15 protein-coding genes and 1 other RNA gene are annotated in these 14,295 nt (G+C 55.7%); 6 read left to right on the forward strand and 10 right to left on the reverse strand.

Annotated features, from left to right (window positions below):
- Positions 1-356: 356 nt before the first annotated feature.
- Both rnpB and rsmI read right to left on the reverse strand, forming a co-directional pair.
- Positions 357-710, reverse strand: an RNA gene (rnpB, locus tag AC0L6S_RS11390) — RNase P RNA component class A.
- Between the two features lie 76 nt (positions 711-786).
- Positions 787-1,623, reverse strand: coding sequence for a 16S rRNA (cytidine(1402)-2'-O)-methyltransferase (gene rsmI, locus AC0L6S_RS11395; protein ID WP_473424080.1), 837 nt, complete (start codon positions 1,621-1,623; stop codon positions 787-789).
- Positions 1,624-1,753: 130 nt separating this feature from the next.
- Here rsmI and AC0L6S_RS11400 point away from each other — a divergent pair, with 130 nt between their 5' ends.
- Genes AC0L6S_RS11400 through AC0L6S_RS11415 form a run of 4 tightly spaced genes read left to right on the forward strand, consistent with a single transcriptional unit; the run spans position 1,754 to position 5,173 of the window.
- A complete protein-coding gene (locus tag AC0L6S_RS11400; RefSeq protein ID WP_473424083.1) occupies positions 1,754-3,571 on the forward strand; it encodes a penicillin-binding protein activator in 1,818 nt (605 codons plus the stop codon).
- A 45-nt stretch (positions 3,572-3,616) separates the two neighbouring features.
- Positions 3,617-3,976, forward strand: coding sequence for a YraN family protein (locus tag AC0L6S_RS11405; RefSeq protein WP_473424086.1), 360 nt, complete (start codon positions 3,617-3,619; stop codon positions 3,974-3,976).
- Positions 3,977-3,997: 21 nt separating this feature from the next.
- Positions 3,998-4,597 carry a D-sedoheptulose-7-phosphate isomerase gene (locus tag AC0L6S_RS11410; protein ID WP_473424089.1) on the forward strand — a complete coding sequence of 200 codons (600 nt, stop codon included), beginning with the start codon at positions 3,998-4,000 and terminating at the stop codon, positions 4,595-4,597.
- Positions 4,598-4,600: 3 nt separating this feature from the next.
- A complete protein-coding gene (locus tag AC0L6S_RS11415; protein WP_473424092.1) occupies positions 4,601-5,173 on the forward strand; it encodes a BON domain-containing protein in 573 nt (190 codons plus the stop codon).
- A 57-nt stretch (positions 5,174-5,230) separates the two neighbouring features.
- Here AC0L6S_RS11415 and AC0L6S_RS11420 read toward each other — a convergent pair whose 3' ends face one another.
- The 7 genes from AC0L6S_RS11420 to zapE all read right to left on the reverse strand — a co-directional run bounded on the left by AC0L6S_RS11420 (position 5,231) and on the right by zapE (position 11,527).
- Positions 5,231-5,617 carry a ClpXP protease specificity-enhancing factor gene (locus tag AC0L6S_RS11420; protein ID WP_473424094.1) on the reverse strand — a complete coding sequence of 129 codons (387 nt, stop codon included), beginning with the start codon at positions 5,615-5,617 and terminating at the stop codon, positions 5,231-5,233.
- Positions 5,618-5,659: 42 nt separating this feature from the next.
- On the reverse strand, positions 5,660-6,292 hold the full coding sequence (locus AC0L6S_RS11425; RefSeq protein WP_473424098.1) for a glutathione S-transferase N-terminal domain-containing protein: 633 nt from the start codon (positions 6,290-6,292) through the stop codon (positions 5,660-5,662).
- 81 nt (positions 6,293-6,373) lie between these two features.
- Positions 6,374-8,413 carry a ubiquinol-cytochrome c reductase gene (locus tag AC0L6S_RS11430; RefSeq protein WP_473424100.1) on the reverse strand — a complete coding sequence of 680 codons (2,040 nt, stop codon included), beginning with the start codon at positions 8,411-8,413 and terminating at the stop codon, positions 6,374-6,376.
- Positions 8,413-9,006, reverse strand: coding sequence for a ubiquinol-cytochrome c reductase iron-sulfur subunit (gene petA, locus AC0L6S_RS11435; RefSeq protein ID WP_473424103.1), 594 nt, complete (start codon positions 9,004-9,006; stop codon positions 8,413-8,415). The genes AC0L6S_RS11430 and petA overlap by 1 nt, the downstream gene beginning before the upstream one ends.
- 269 nt (positions 9,007-9,275) lie before the next feature.
- Positions 9,276-9,668 carry a 30S ribosomal protein S9 gene (gene rpsI / locus AC0L6S_RS11440; RefSeq protein ID WP_159169892.1) on the reverse strand — a complete coding sequence of 131 codons (393 nt, stop codon included), beginning with the start codon at positions 9,666-9,668 and terminating at the stop codon, positions 9,276-9,278.
- Positions 9,669-9,682: 14 nt separating this feature from the next.
- Positions 9,683-10,111 (reverse strand): 50S ribosomal protein L13, encoded by a 429-nt coding sequence (gene rplM / locus AC0L6S_RS11445; protein WP_473424106.1) that lies wholly within the window; start codon positions 10,109-10,111, stop codon positions 9,683-9,685.
- 315 nt (positions 10,112-10,426) lie between these two features.
- Positions 10,427-11,527, reverse strand: coding sequence for a cell division protein ZapE (zapE, locus tag AC0L6S_RS11450; protein ID WP_473424107.1), 1,101 nt, complete (start codon positions 11,525-11,527; stop codon positions 10,427-10,429).
- Between the two features lie 245 nt (positions 11,528-11,772).
- Between zapE and AC0L6S_RS11455 the strand changes: the two genes are divergently transcribed.
- Entirely contained in the window at positions 11,773-12,261 is a 489-nt protein-coding gene (locus AC0L6S_RS11455) for a Z-ring associated ZapG family protein (protein WP_473424108.1), read from the forward strand.
- Between the two features lie 17 nt (positions 12,262-12,278).
- On the opposite strand, the gene AC0L6S_RS11460 is transcribed toward AC0L6S_RS11455, so the two are convergent.
- On the reverse strand, positions 12,279-13,046 hold the full coding sequence (locus AC0L6S_RS11460; RefSeq protein ID WP_473424109.1) for a Nif3-like dinuclear metal center hexameric protein: 768 nt from the start codon (positions 13,044-13,046) through the stop codon (positions 12,279-12,281).
- Between the two features lie 100 nt (positions 13,047-13,146).
- Between AC0L6S_RS11460 and AC0L6S_RS11465 the strand changes: the two genes are divergently transcribed.
- Positions 13,147-14,274, forward strand: a complete 1,128-nt coding sequence (locus tag AC0L6S_RS11465; RefSeq protein WP_473424110.1) for a S1C family serine protease — start codon at positions 13,147-13,149, stop codon at positions 14,272-14,274.
- Positions 14,275-14,295 lie beyond the last annotated feature (21 nt).

Here is a 14,295-nt window from a genome sequence, read left to right on the forward strand (position 1 = left end):
CTCCCACTTCTTTCCACTTTTCGACACTATAGGTCTGCCAGAGAGAGAGTGTCAAGCAAGCGAGGTTGAAAAAACGTTGTAATTTCAGCTAATTAGCGAGGTTTTGAGCCATCATGGTGCAGGCGCCATGCAAAGTATGGAGGAGAATAATCCTTTAAAACAGTCTGGTAAATTCACTACCTAAGGATTTACTTTAACTTACAGGCTTAATAGTGATAAAAAATTGTTTTTATAGAAACTAATATTCTATGAGATTCGCGCCGTTCTGAAACATTCTAGAGTGGGCGGAGACAAAATGGACTCAGCAGCGCAAGGATTCCAATCCAGACACATCTGAACACATTTTAACGAGGGAAAAATTGAGTCGGTCGATAAGCCGGGTTCTGTCGTGGACGATCATTCATCTGCGACAAGTGTCACCACTTGCCTGTAGCGACCTACCCGAATCCACTGCGGGCCACAGCTGATGGATTCCTATTTGGTCTTGCTCCGAGTGGGGTTTACCATCGCCACGCCTGTTACCAGCCGCGCGGTGCGCTCTTACCGCACCATTTCACCCTTACCTGGCGAACCAGGCGGTATACTCTCTGTTGCACTTTCCGTAGGCTCTCGCCCCCCAGGCGTTACCTGGCACTCTGCCCTATGGAGCCCGGACTTTCCTCCCCCCAAGCGTGTAAACACGATTGAAAAGCGATCGCCTGACCGACTCGGCGCCAAGGGTACGCGCTGCAGTTAGGGAGGGCAAGTAATTAGAGGCTGAATCGAATCACTAGTCACCGCCCCCATTCATTCCAGCTTCAACGCCAGCAGGTGTTCGTAGAGCTGCTTCTTGCGCAGGCCTGTCCAATCCGCGACCACGGCCGCCGCTTTCTTCGCGGGCAACTCCTGCGCCAGGCGCTGCAGCAGAGCCGCGACATCCGCGTCAATTGCCTGTTCGACTTTGGGCCGCCCGGCAACAATCAGCACGATCTCGCCCTTCTGCTGGTTATCGTCCTCGCTCACAAACGTCGCCAACTCGGACAGCAGCCCTCGCCTAATGGTTTCGAACGTCTTGGTGAGTTCACGCGCCAACACGGCTTCGCGGTCGTCGCCAAACGCAGCGACCATCGCCTGCAAGGAGGCTTCCACACGGTGCGGGGCTTCATAGAATATCAAGGTCATCGGCTCTGCCGCCAACGCTGCCAGCCGATTGGCGCGCGCACCATCGCGGGCAGGTAGAAACCCCTCGAATAAAAAGCGATCGGTGGGCAGTCCGGAGACGCTCAGCGCGGCTACTGCCGCGCAGGGGCCGGGCAGTGGATACACCGAAAAACCGCTGTCCTGCACGTGCCGCACCAGACGGTATCCTGGATCAGAAATCAGGGGTGTGCCTGCATCAGATATCAGCGCCACGCACCCACCGTCCGCCAAGCACCTGCCGATACGCTGTAATGCGCGGTCATCGCTGTGGTCGTGATAGGCCATGGTGGGTGTGTCTATAGCAAAATACTGCAGCAGCCGCTGGCTGTGCCTCGTGTCCTCTGCGGCAATAAGATCGGCGTTTTTCAGGACATCGATCGCGCGCTGCGACATATCACCAAAGTTACCTATAGCTGTGGCTACAACATAAAGCCCGGAATCCACAATTTCCCCTTATAATGTCCGCACTGCGTCAATCCCGGATGATACAGGAGCCGCCGTGACCTGCCCGCAAACATTGCGTAAGCTGTGTCTGGCAGCCCCCTGACCCACAAACTAGTCGGTGAAGCATAGCATGAGAAAGAACGTTTCCAGACCTCTCGGTCACTCCGCCCCGCTGGCGCTTATACTGCTGTCACTGGTTCTCGCGAGCTGCGCAGGAAAGCCTGCCAAAGAGCCTGACGAGCCCAGTAAACCGACCGCAGAGAAGCAACAACCAAGCAACGGTCAGGGTATCTCACTGAAGCTGCCTGCCAGCACGTACAGCGGCGCATTCAACAGTGCGGAGCAATCTCTCGCGCAGTTTGACTGGATGTCGGCCAGCGTGGCGCTGCAGACACTACCGCAACAGGGCTTATCCATCGACGACACTGCGTACCGCGACTATCTGCAAGCACGTATCGACTACATTCGCGGCGAACAGCAGCAGGCCCTGGCACAGCTCGATCGCTTGAACAGCCCCGCCATCAACCCGGCATTGCGTTACCGGATTCTCAGCTTTAAGCACTATATTCTGGATATCAATGGCGAGTCCCTGGCCTGCGCGCAACTTGCCGATCAGATCATGCGCATGTCACCGGATAAAAACGTGCCCGCCTGGAAGCGCAACGTGTGGCGCAATCTGGAGAAGACAGACGCCGAGGCATTGTCCGCTGCGCTGGTGCAGACCAGTGATCCGCAGTGGCGCGGCTGGCTGAATCTCGCAGTGATCAGCCGTTCACCCCCCGCAACGCTGCCCGGCCAACTGGCGCAGTGGCGCAGCGCGAATGCCAGTCACCCCGCGGCAAAACCGCTACCCGGCGGTTATGATTATGCTCTAGCCCAGAGCGGTAACAGTGGCAAGGTAGCCATCCTCCTGCCGCTCAGCGGTAAACTGGCACGGGCGGGCAAAGCCGTGTTAAACGGTTATCTCGCCGCCTATTACCAGAACCGTAACACTGGCGGCACCGCCGATGAGGTACTGGTAATCGATCTGGATAAAGCAGCATCCACCAGCAGCGCCTATGAAGAGGCTGTAAGGCAAGGTGCCACTATCGTGGTGGGGCCGCTGAGCAAGGAAGCGCTGGCCGACCTGGCAACATTGCCGGCGCGCCCCGTGCCGATACTCGCGCTCAATCGCATTGACCAGGTGCTGCCGGCTAGCGGCGGCAGCGCACTGGTGCAGCTGTCACTGGCACCGGAAGATGACGCCAAGGCTATTGCCGAACTGGCTTTTGGCACTGGAGCCCGACGCGCCCTGATCATCTCTCCCGCCGGTGAATGGGGTGAGAAAGTGGAACCGGTATTGCGCGAGCGCTGGACCTCGCTCGGCGGCAGCATCGCCGACAGTGTCACCTATACCACCTATGATGACTACTCAAGCAGTGTGAAGTCGTTACTGTCATTGAGTGCCAGCGAAGCGCGTGCGAAGGAGCTTCGCGATGTGCTGGCAACCAATATCGAGTTTGCGCCGCGCAGACGTCAGGATGCCGATGTCATCTTTCTGTTGAGTCGCACCAGTACCGAGGCGCGCTCAATCAAGCCTATATTGGCTTTTCACTACGCGGGCGATATTCCTGTCTACGCGTTGTCTACCATCTATAGCGGCGTTCCGGATCAACGGGACCAGGATCTAAACGGTATTTTGATCGCCGGGACGCCCTGGTTACTGGGCGCCAACGCCGAATTGCGGGCCACACTGAGCGCCGGGAATACCTCCGGCGATAGCCTCCCCCAGCTCAATGCTCTGGGAGCCGATGCCTTTCTGGTGCAATCCGGATTTTCCCGCCTGCAAAGCGGTGCGGATGCCCTGTTTCGCGGCAACACAGGCCTACTGACCATGGATCCGGACCTCAGCATCCAGCGGGAACTGTCTGCGGCCACATTCGATGGAGGCGTACTCAAAGCGCAATAGCTAGACTGCCTGTTCCAGTAATGATCGAAAAACTGCGGACAGAGCATGAAATCACTGGGTGACGATTACGAAAACCGGGCGGCAACACTGATAGAGGAAAGCGGGCTAAGCGTACTGGAGCGGAATTTCAGGGCGAAAACCGGCGAAATAGATATTATCGCTATCGACGGGCAACAACTGGTGTTTGTCGAAGTGAGGGCGAGATCCAACCGCTACTTCAACAGCGCAGCCGGCTCCGTTGACCGGCGCAAACAACAACGCCTAGTGAGAACTGCGCAGCTCTTCCTGCAACAGCGTTCACAATGGGCCGCCAGCGCCTGCCGATTTGACGTCATTGCCTTTGAACCGCCACAATCCGGGTCCCATCCGCAGATTCGCTGGATCCGCGGAGCATTCACAGCATGACCAATACACTGGATTCGACTGATGGACTACTACCCAATCATCGCGCAAAGCTTTCAGGACACGATGGAGACCATCGCTATGTCGGTGGACAATCTGGCCGGAGCAATCGCGCGGGGCAGCCAGTTGATGGCGAGAGCACTCCTGTCTGACCGCAAAATTATCGTTTGCGGCAATGGTATCGATGCCGCCATGGCCCAGTTATTCGTCTGTAATCTGCTGAACCGGTTTGAGCAGGACCGCCCTGCACTTCCTGCACTGTCTCTGACAGTGGACAGCGCAAGTGTCACCGCGATCGCACAGACCAGCGCGTTCAACGATATATATTCCCGACAGTTGCGTGCATTGGGGCAGCGCGACGATGTACTGCTGTGTATAAACAGCGGCGAGGGGGCCAGCAATCTGTTGCGTGCGGTACAGACAGCCCAAGAGCGGGGCATGGCAGTCATCACAATGACCAATGTGAAAGATACGATGTTGGGCGCCGTAATCCGACCTGAGGACGTGGAAATCAAGGTCGACGCGACAAGGCAGGCACGGGTGGTCGAAATGCACACCATGGCGATACACAATTTCTGCGCACTGATAGACCACAGCCTGTTCGGCAGCTTCAGCCAGGAGTAAGCCATGCGACTGTTTTTGATTCTACTCGTCGCCTGCACGCTGCTCTCGCTGTCTGGCTGCGGCAGCATTCTCGCCAGCATGAACATGGGCAAGATAGAAGACCGCCCGAAAGACCGCACGGTGGGACAGATAATTGAAGACGACAATATCGAAACCAAGGCCACGGTCAATATCCATGCGGAGAATTCGGCCTACCACGACGCTCATCTGGTGGTCGTCAGTTACGACGGTTACGTGCTGCTGGCCGGACAGGTCAATGATGAAGGGCTGAAAAACAGTGCAACTGACGTTGTTCGCAGAATCAAGGGGGTTCGCCGAATATACAACGAGTTGGAAGTTGGCCCGCCGACATCAGCACTCATACGCACCAGCGATGCGTGGATCACCACCAAAATAAAATCCGCCCTACTTGCCACGGACCACGTCGGAGACGCTACTGTCAAGGTTGTCACAGAAAATGGGGTTGTCTATCTGATGGGTGCCGTCACCCGGAGCGAAGCAGACCTGATCGCACAGAAAGTATCGGGCATTTCCGGCGTACGCAGGGTGGTGAGATTATTCGACGTTATCAATTAGTGCCGCGCGACCTGATACCCCACGCCAATAGTGCGTCCACTGCCCGCTTACCAGAACTTATTTAACGATTTTCAGCGCCGGTCGCTTTTCGGGCTTGCCCGGGGCGGGGGGCGTATCGTCGGGTGGGCTGGAGGTCTCTTCCGGGTCAAATACCATGCCCTGTCCGTTCTCGCGCGCGTAAATGCCCACCACAGCGGATACCGGCACAAACACATCAGTGGCAACACCACCGAAACGACCGTTAAACGCTACGGCCTGATTGGAGATACTGAGATCAACGACGGCATCCGGCGAAATATTCAGGACAATCTGATTGTCCTTTACGAACTGTTGAGGCACTACAACGCCCTCAATCGATGCGTCCACCAATACATAGGGCGTGAAATTATTATCCACAATCCACTCATACAGTGCGCGCATGATATAGGGGCGACTGGAATTCATATTAGGCTCTGCAACTGCAATAGCGTGAAAACGCGGCCCTGATTAGAGGCGCATTTCCCGTTCCTGCTCGGTGAGACTCTCCTGAAACGACTCCCGGTTAAACAGCGTGTCCATATATGTTTGTAACGGCTTGGTCCGCTTGCTGGCGCGAATTTCTACGCCCAGCGAGGGCAGACGCCACAGGATGGGAGCGATACAGCAATCGACCAGGGTGAACTCATCACTCATGAAGAATGGCTTTTCGGCGAAAATTGGCGCGATGCCCATAATGCTTTCGCGCAGTTCCTTGACCGACTTCTTCACGACATTCTCGCTGCGCGTGTGTTGAATAGCATCGACCAACGCGCTCCAGTCCTTTTCTATGCGGTGGATAAACAACCGGCTTTCCGCTCGCGCGACTGGATACACCGGCAACAGCGGCGGATGCGGGAAACGCTCATCCAGATATTCCATCATCACCTTGGATTCGTACAGCACGAGATCGCGGTCAACCAGTGTTGGGAGGCTGTTGTAGGGGTTGAGATCAGCGAGTTCAGCCGGGGGATGCGCTGCGTCGGAATCGACCAGATCGACGGTAACGCCTTTCTCAGCCAGAACGATACGCACCCGGTGACTGTAATGACTGGTGTTATCAGAAAAAAATGTCATTGAAGATCGCTTTGCCACAACACCCATTAGGGATTCCTCTGTTGTTTCCTATAGAAAACGATGCGGCGTATTAAAAGCCCCAACGCTACCGCCATTAATCGCGCGCGATCAGTGTACGTCTTTCCAGTATTCGCGGTTCAGCAACCAAGCAAATACGGTAAATAAAGCTATAAAGAGCAGTGTGTACATGCCTATACGGTGACGGTCGGATTTCATCGGCTCGGCCACATAGGCCAGAAAATTGACCAGATCGTACACTGCATCATCGTACTCTTCAGGCGTCATCTCGCCTGCAAAAGTAATTTCAAACTTTCCGCACGGATCTTCCAGGATATCAGCGCCGGTCAATGGATCACGCTTCACGCCGCCATTGTGAGCTTTAACCGGCCCGGGAGCGCACTCCTGCATTCCCTGCAGCTCCAGCAACACATTGGGCATCCCCACATCCTTGAAGACCTTGTTGTTGACGCCGTAAGGCCGCGTGTCATCCTTGTAAAAGGATAGCAGGTAAGTGTACAACCACTCGGGCTGACGAGCGCGGGAGACCAGCGTCAAATCGGGAGGTGCGGCACCAAACCACTTTTTGGCCTCGCCTTTATCCATGGCGTTTCCCATCAATGCACCCATTTTGACATCCGGGTCAAACTTCAGGTTCGCCTCAAACAAATCCTCCGGAATACCGAGATCTTCCGAGACCCTGTTGTAACGCGCGTACTGCAGCGAGTGACAGCCCATGCAGTAGTTCATATACAGCTTGGCACCGTGCTGCAGCGATGCTTTATCTTCCGGATCGGCGACAAAGGGCGCGCAGGGAATGGAGCCGCAATCATAGGCCGACTCCGCTGCCACCGCTTTCAGCGGCAGAACAGTCAGCGCGAGAATCAGCGCGAGCCCGGCCATACTGCCCCAGAAACCGATACCGCCGTCTGTGGTGACCCGATCGGGCACTGGCTTGGTCTTATCGATGGATGTCCAGAATGGCATCAGCAGGAAGAACGCAAAGTAGATCACTGAGCAAATACGCGCCAGTGTCGTACGCGCATCCGTCGGAGACCAGACTCCCAGCACACCCAGTATCAGGAAGGAGGCAACAAACGTCACCAGCATAACCTTGGTGATGGTGCCGCGATAGCGCCAGGATTTAACAGGGCTGCGGTCCAGCCAGGGCAACATGAACGGCACGGCCACCGAGGCAGCAAAGGCGACAAAGCCCCAGAACTTGTCGGGTACTGCACGCAGCACCGAATAGTAGGGCGTGAAATACCAAACAGGCGCAATATGTTCCGGCGTCTTCAGGTTGTTCGCATGCTCAAAGTTAGCGTATTCCAGGAAGTATCCACCCATCTCCGGCATGAAGAAAATAATGCCGCAGAAGATGAACAGGAACACACCGATGGCCTGCAGGTCGTGCACGGTGTAGTACGGGTGGAATGCGACGCCATCGAGCGGCACACCCGCGCTATCCTTGTGTTTTTTGATATCCACGCCATCGGGGTTGTTCGATCCAACCTCATGCAGTGCCAGCAAGTGCAACACCACCAGCGCCAGCAGGACGATGGGCAGCGCAACCACATGCAGTGCAAAGAACCGGTTCAACGTGATCCCGGAAATCAGGTAATCACCGCGAATCCAGGTGACAATGTCTTCACCGACATAGGGAATGGCGCCGAACAGAGAGATGATCACCTGAGCGCCCCAGTAGGACATCTGCCCCCAGGGCAGCACGTAACCCACGAACGCTTCCGCCATCAGCACCACAAATATCAGCATGCCGAAGATCCAGATCAACTCACGTGGTTTCTGATAGGAGCCGTAGATCAACGCGCGGAACATATGCAGGTAGACGACCACGAAAAACGCCGAGGCCCCCGTCGAGTGCATGTAGCGCAGTATCCAGCCGAAATCTACATCGCGCATGATGTATTCCACCGATGCGAACGCGCCCTCCTGGCTGGGTGTGTAGCTCATCGTCAGCCAGATACCTGTCAGCAGTTGGTTAACCAGAACCACCAGCGACAGAACGCCGAAAAAATACCAGAAGTTAAAATTCTTCGGGGCGTAGTACTTACCCATGTGGGTATTCCACGCCTTCATGATGGGCAGGCGCGCGTCAACCCAATCGCGTAGACCAACCAACATATTACTCATCAGACTTCCTCCGGGTTCACGCCGACTACCAACACCTTGTCATCCTCAAACGAGTATGGGGGCACTAACAGGTTGGCCGATGCCGGCGCACCCGCGTAGACACGGCCGGAAAGATCAAATTTGGAACCGTGACAGGGACAGAAGAAGCCGCCCTCCCAACTCGCTCCGGCCAGAACGCCCACTTCGGGAACATACTTGGGCGCACAGCCCAGGTGCGTACACAAACCGACAATCACCAGCAGTTCCGGTTTGATAGATCGGTCGATACCCGTGATGTAGGGCGGTTGCTGTGCGGTATCCAGGGAATCCGGATCTTTCAGTTTCGAATTGAGTCCGGGCAGCGATTCGAGTTGCGATTCAGTGCGGTTGACCACATACACCGGCTTGCCACGCCACTCCACCACAGACATCTGGCCCGGCTCAAGTTTGCTGAAATCGAACTTAACCGGCGCGCCAGCAGCCTTGGCCTTGGCCGAGGGGTTCCAGGACCCGACAAAGGGCACTGCCACACCGACTACTCCGGCCGCGCCTACCGCGCTAGTGGCAGCGGTCAGGAATTTCCTCCTCGTGGAGTTAACGCCATCGCTACTCATGCTTATCTCCCCAGAAAACAGATCTCAATGCGGTAACTTGGCAACGGCCTTATCCGCAGATCTCAAAAAGGTGCAAATGGTAATGACTTTGCCGAGTTCTTACAAGGGAAACGCCTTGATTTAACTACGTTTTCAGCAAGAACCCGACTTGATTCAGGTCAAAAATTACTCGCCTTGCATGGCTCAAAAAAAAGCCCGGCATGCACAGCATCCGGGCGTTTTCGATTGTGTCCACATCCCCGCTGATACCCGGGGCATATGCCACCAGCTTAACGCTTGGAAAACTGGGGACGTTTGCGCGCCTTGCGCAGACCGACTTTCTTACGCTCAACTTCACGTGCATCGCGGGTAACATACCCTGCGCTGCGCAAGTTGGGGCGCAGAGACTCGTCGTATTCCATCAATGCGCGGGTGATGCCGTGGCGAATCGCACCGGCCTGCCCAAAACTTCCACCGCCTGCAACAGTGACATTAACATCAAATTTCTCTGCTAATTCAACGAGTTCCAGAGGTTGACGCACGATCATACGCGCCACTTCACGGCCAAAATACTGGTCCAGAGGACGCTGATTGACTGTGATGCTGCCGCCGCCATTCTTCAAATAGACGCGAGCGGTGGACGTCTTACGACGGCCTGTTCCATAGTATTGGGTAGCTGACATAAAAATGTTGTCCGTTAGATGCTCAGTGCTTGAGGTTGTTGCGCAGCATGCGGATGTTCGTTGCCAGCATAGACTTTCAGCTTTCGGAACATGGCACGACCCAGGGTATTCTTGGGCAACATGCCCTTCACCGCACTCTGGATAACCCGCTCAGGGGCTTTATCAATCAACTTCTCGAAGGAAATCGACTTCAGACCGCCCGGGTAGCCCGTGTGGTGGTGGTACATCTTGTCCGTTGACTTGGCACCGGATACGCGAATTTTTTCAGCATTTACGACCACAATGTAGTCGCCAGTATCGACGTGGGGCGTGTATTCAGCCTTGTGCTTGCCGCGCAGGCGATGAGCTATCTCACTAGCCAGGCGCCCCAGGGTCTTGTCAGCGGCGTCCACGACAAACCAGTCGCGGCTTACATCTTCCGCTCTGACACTAATAGTTTTCATCAATAACCGCCTGTTGGAGGAGTCGAATTTCGAGAGCGCGAATACTAATCAATGGGCCCGCGCTTTTCAAGCGGAGAATCCATTAATTTTCACTGCTGTTAACCCTGTTCGACATCCGTGAGCGCGAAACAGGGCCCCTATTTAATCTGAGTAACGCGGTCCTGTCTATAATCCGTCGAATCAAAGGATCGAGCCCTGGCAAAGAAGCACCCGAAGAGCATATATCACAACCATTTGAACAAACAGGCGCTTCCCATTAGAAAGTGGCCGACCCCATCAAAAAAAACTGGCCCTCACCAGCGTCCTGCCCAAGTCTCACGGTAGGTGCTCCCTGGCCAAATACTCATAAGACTGCATCTCCTGCAGCCGTGAAATCGTGCGCTGAAACTCAAACTCCAGCTGCCCGCCGCCATAGAGCTCCAATAGCGGCACTTCCGCCGTCAGCACCAGCTTGACGCTGCGATCGTAAAATTCGTCCACGAGGTTGATAAAGCGCCGCGCCTGGTCATCCATAGACGGCCGAAAGCAGGGAACACCGGAAATCAGCACAGAGGTAAAAACTCTGGCCAGCTCTATATAGTCATTCTGCGAGCGCGGACCATCACAGAGCTCAGCAAACTCGAACCATGCTACATCCTTTGATACCCGCCGACAGGTCAGGTAGCGGTTGTTGATCTGTATGCGCTCCCAATGCCTGCCGGGTGCAGTGGCCAACTGGGTAAAACTCTGTTCGAGGCTTTTCGCTGCGACCTCGTTCAGCGGGAAGTGATACAACGCAGCCTGTTGTAGGGTGCGCAAGCGATAATCAACACCCGCGTCGACATTGACGACGCGGGTATATCTCTCCAGCAGCGCAATTGCGGGAAGAAATCGCTGCCGCTGCAGGCCGTTCTCGTACAGATTCTCTGGCTCAATGTTGGATGTGGCAACCAGAGTCACGCCGCGCTCGAAGAGCGCCTTCATCAAGTCCCCCAGGATCATCGCATCAGCGATATCGGTAACGAAAAACTCGTCGAAACAAAGTACGCCCGTCTCCTGCGCCAACCCATCAGCAACTCTCTGCAGCGGGTTCTTCTCGCCCTCAAGTTTTTGCAGGTCAGCGTGTACCCGCTGCATGAAGCGATGAAAATGCACGCGCAGTTTGCGCTGAAACGGCAGGCATTCGTAGAACGTGTCAACCAGGTAAGTCTTACCACGCCCCACGCCGCCCCAAAAATACAGCCCGATCTCGGGCTCAATCTGCACACCGCGAAGCTTGTTGATCCAGCTTTTGACACCGCCGTCATGTCGCTGTGATCGCGCCACCAAACGTTCGTACAAATCCTGCAGCAGGAGCACAGCCTGCTCCTGAGCCGAATCGTGGGTAAAGCCCTCCTGCTGCAGGTCCGCCTGATAGCGTTGCCAGGGTGTTGTCATGTGCGGTGCTGCCCGATCCTGCAAGAATGAAGAGCGCCACACTTTAACCACAGCCTACGCGCTTGGCAACGGCCAGCAACACAGCACGGCAGTTCAGCTTGAAACTGTCACCCTCTATGACGTCCGCGTAATGGATACCTCGATTCCTGGACGACTCCTCGACCTATCAGATAGCCAACCCTACTGCACTCGGGTTATTAGGGGTATACTTCGCACCTCTGAATTATCGCCATGAGGAATCTTTAGTGGAATCAGCTGTATATAGCTTTGAAATGGTGTTGGCTATTGCGGTCATTGCAGTCGTTGTTGGCTTGATTGCGGGCTTGCTCATGGGGCGTCGCTCATCGGACGGCGCAAAAAAGCACCGTGATATCGCGCTCAAGCTGGACCAGGTCATGCAGGACAAGAAATCGTATGAAGCCGAGGTGGTGGAACATTTCACGGAAACCGCGAAGTTGCTAAACAATCTGACCGAGAGCTACCGAGAAGTTCACAACCAACTTGCACAGGGTGCTGAAAAACTGTGCCACGGCGCCGGACCGGTGTCTTTGGAGCGCCTAGAGAACAAGTATGACCCGAGCGAAATTCCGGCAAACCTGGCACACATCGAACCCCCTCTGGATTACGCTCCGAAAACCTCTCCTGATGAGAAAGGTATGCTCAATGAAGAATTCGGACTGGAGCGAAAGCCGGCGACCGATACGGACACCGGCGCCAAAGGGAAAGTAGACTAGGTTTTTAGCTCGCTGTACTACACCGGGTTATCGATATCGATAAACCGGTGCTCCAGTGAAAAGTGTGCGGCAAGGTGCTCACCCACTGCCTGCACACCATAGCGCTCGGTGGCGTGATGTCCCGCAGCGATAAACCCAATCCCCTCCTCTCTGGCTGTGTGCACAGTCTGCTCTGACGCTTCGCCAGTTATGTACAGGTCTGCGCCGGCGCGCACGGCCGCATCGATGTAATTCTGCGCCGCCCCGGTACACCACGCGATACGGCGGACCAGTGCACCGGTCTCGCCCACATACAGTGGGGCGCGCCCGGTAATCTCTGCCAGTCGTGCCATCACTTTCTGCACAGGCACGGCCTCCGCCAGCTCGCCAATATTGCCGAGCCCGTCAGCAATGTCGGGTTGCAACGGCGCCTGGTCCGCATAATCAAAGCCCAGCAATTTACCCAGGCAGGCATTGTTTCCCAACTCAGGGTGGGCATCCAGCGGCAGGTGATAGGCGAGCAGGCTGAGGTCATTCACGAGCAAGGTGCCAAGCCGCCGACGCTTCATTCCCACGATCTGCGGTGACTCACCGCGCCAGAAATACCCATGATGCACCAGCAGCGCATCTGCGCCCCACTCCACCGCGGCATCCAGCAGCGGCTGACACGCCGTCACGCCAGTGGCAAGACGAGCCACGCGGGGTGCCCCTTCGACCTGCAAGCCGTTGGGGCAGTAATCCTTGAAGCGCTGTGGCTGTAAAGATTGATCAAGATACTGGCAAAGTTCGGTAAGCTCTACGCTCATTGATTTTTCACCTGGTGGTTGAATGGTCTCTCCTGCCTGCATGGCAGGCCGGGGTAAGCATCATATACAATGCAACAGCACACAATAAACATGGCAGGACATGAAACAAAATCTGACACTCATTGTTTGGCCAGCCATAGCGGGCTTGTTAGCCGCACTGCTGATCCTGGACCGCTGGGTATTACCGCTAAGTTCCACAGTACAGGACACCCAACTGGAGCCCGTTAGCTATGCCGCCGCGGTACGTGCAGCTACGCCCTCCGTCGTTAACATTTATACCGCCAAGCTGGTTGTGCAGAGACGCAACAGCTTGCGCAGTAGCCCGCTACTGGGCAACTTTGCCACACACCCATCGTATCGACAGCGGATAGAACGCTCGCTTGGCTCCGGCGTCATAATGACGGAACAGGGGCACATTCTGACCAACAACCACGTGATCGCGGGTGCCGATGCGATTCAGGTCATGTTATACGACGGCCGCTCAGCCAATGCTATTGTGATAGGCACCGACTCGGCCACGGACCTTGCGGTACTAAAGGTAGATCTACCCGACCTGCAACCGATCTCGCTGGGAGATTCAGATTCCGCTCGAGTTGGCGATGTCGTTCTCGCCATCGGCAATCCACTGGGTTTCGGACACTCAGTCACACAGGGCATTGTATCGGCCCTCGGGCGCTTTGGGCTTCAGCTCAACACCTACGAGGATTACATACAAACCGATGCGACCATTCACCTCGGGAATTCCGGCGGTGCACTGATAGATACCCGGGGGCGACTGCTTGGCATCAATACGCTGATTTATACCGCGGGAAACCAGAGTGAAAATGCCAGTACTGGCATCGGCATCAGTCTGGCTATTCCGGAGAGTCTGGCCATTTTCGTGATGCAGGATTTGATCAACTTTGGCGAGGTGATACGGGGGTGGCTGGGGGTCAGCGTGGAGCCTATTGTGGTGACCCCACCCTCAGGCGGCAGGCAACAGCAGTTATCCGTGGTTCAGGTGGCACCCGGTGGCCCCGCGCAAAAAGCGGGCATACAGGTGGGTGACGTCATCACGTATATCAACGGGGAACCGGTACAGGACGGGCGCCTGACCATGCACCGGATTGCGATGCTGCGCCCCGGTGAAACAATCTCCATTGTGCTGGAGCGCGATCGGCAGAGCCTGGAGTTAAATGCTGTTGTCGGCGCGCTAAACCACTCGTCAGCACTGGAAACTACTCCCTAGCCTCTATCAGGCCGAATAGGA

This window comes from Halioglobus sp. D3-4 (assembly GCF_055809315.1).

What these genes read in the sequence shown, in the direction of transcription:
- AC0L6S_RS11465 (WP_473424110.1), top strand. Translation starts at nt 13,147, where the DNA reads ATGAAACAAAATCTGACACTCATTGTTTGGCCAGCCATAGCGGGCTTG.
- AC0L6S_RS11415 (WP_473424092.1), top strand. Translation starts at nt 4,601, where the DNA reads ATGCGACTGTTTTTGATTCTACTCGTCGCCTGCACGCTGCTCTCGCTG.
- AC0L6S_RS11460 (WP_473424109.1), bottom strand. Translation starts at nt 13,046, where the DNA reads ATGAGCGTAGAGCTTACCGAACTTTGCCAGTATCTTGATCAATCTTTA.
- rpsI (WP_159169892.1), bottom strand. Translation starts at nt 9,668, where the DNA reads ATGTCAGCTACCCAATACTATGGAACAGGCCGTCGTAAGACGTCCACC.
- petA (WP_473424103.1), bottom strand. Translation starts at nt 9,006, where the DNA reads ATGAGTAGCGATGGCGTTAACTCCACGAGGAGGAAATTCCTGACCGCT.
- AC0L6S_RS11405 (WP_473424086.1), top strand. Translation starts at nt 3,617, where the DNA reads ATGAAATCACTGGGTGACGATTACGAAAACCGGGCGGCAACACTGATA.
- AC0L6S_RS11430 (WP_473424100.1), bottom strand. Translation starts at nt 8,413, where the DNA reads ATGAGTAATATGTTGGTTGGTCTACGCGATTGGGTTGACGCGCGCCTG.
- AC0L6S_RS11425 (WP_473424098.1), bottom strand. Translation starts at nt 6,292, where the DNA reads ATGGGTGTTGTGGCAAAGCGATCTTCAATGACATTTTTTTCTGATAAC.
- AC0L6S_RS11400 (WP_473424083.1), top strand. Translation starts at nt 1,754, where the DNA reads ATGAGAAAGAACGTTTCCAGACCTCTCGGTCACTCCGCCCCGCTGGCG.
- rplM (WP_473424106.1), bottom strand. Translation starts at nt 10,111, where the DNA reads ATGAAAACTATTAGTGTCAGAGCGGAAGATGTAAGCCGCGACTGGTTT.
- AC0L6S_RS11420 (WP_473424094.1), bottom strand. Translation starts at nt 5,617, where the DNA reads ATGAATTCCAGTCGCCCCTATATCATGCGCGCACTGTATGAGTGGATT.
- zapE (WP_473424107.1), bottom strand. Translation starts at nt 11,527, where the DNA reads ATGACAACACCCTGGCAACGCTATCAGGCGGACCTGCAGCAGGAGGGC.
- AC0L6S_RS11410 (WP_473424089.1), top strand. Translation starts at nt 3,998, where the DNA reads ATGGACTACTACCCAATCATCGCGCAAAGCTTTCAGGACACGATGGAG.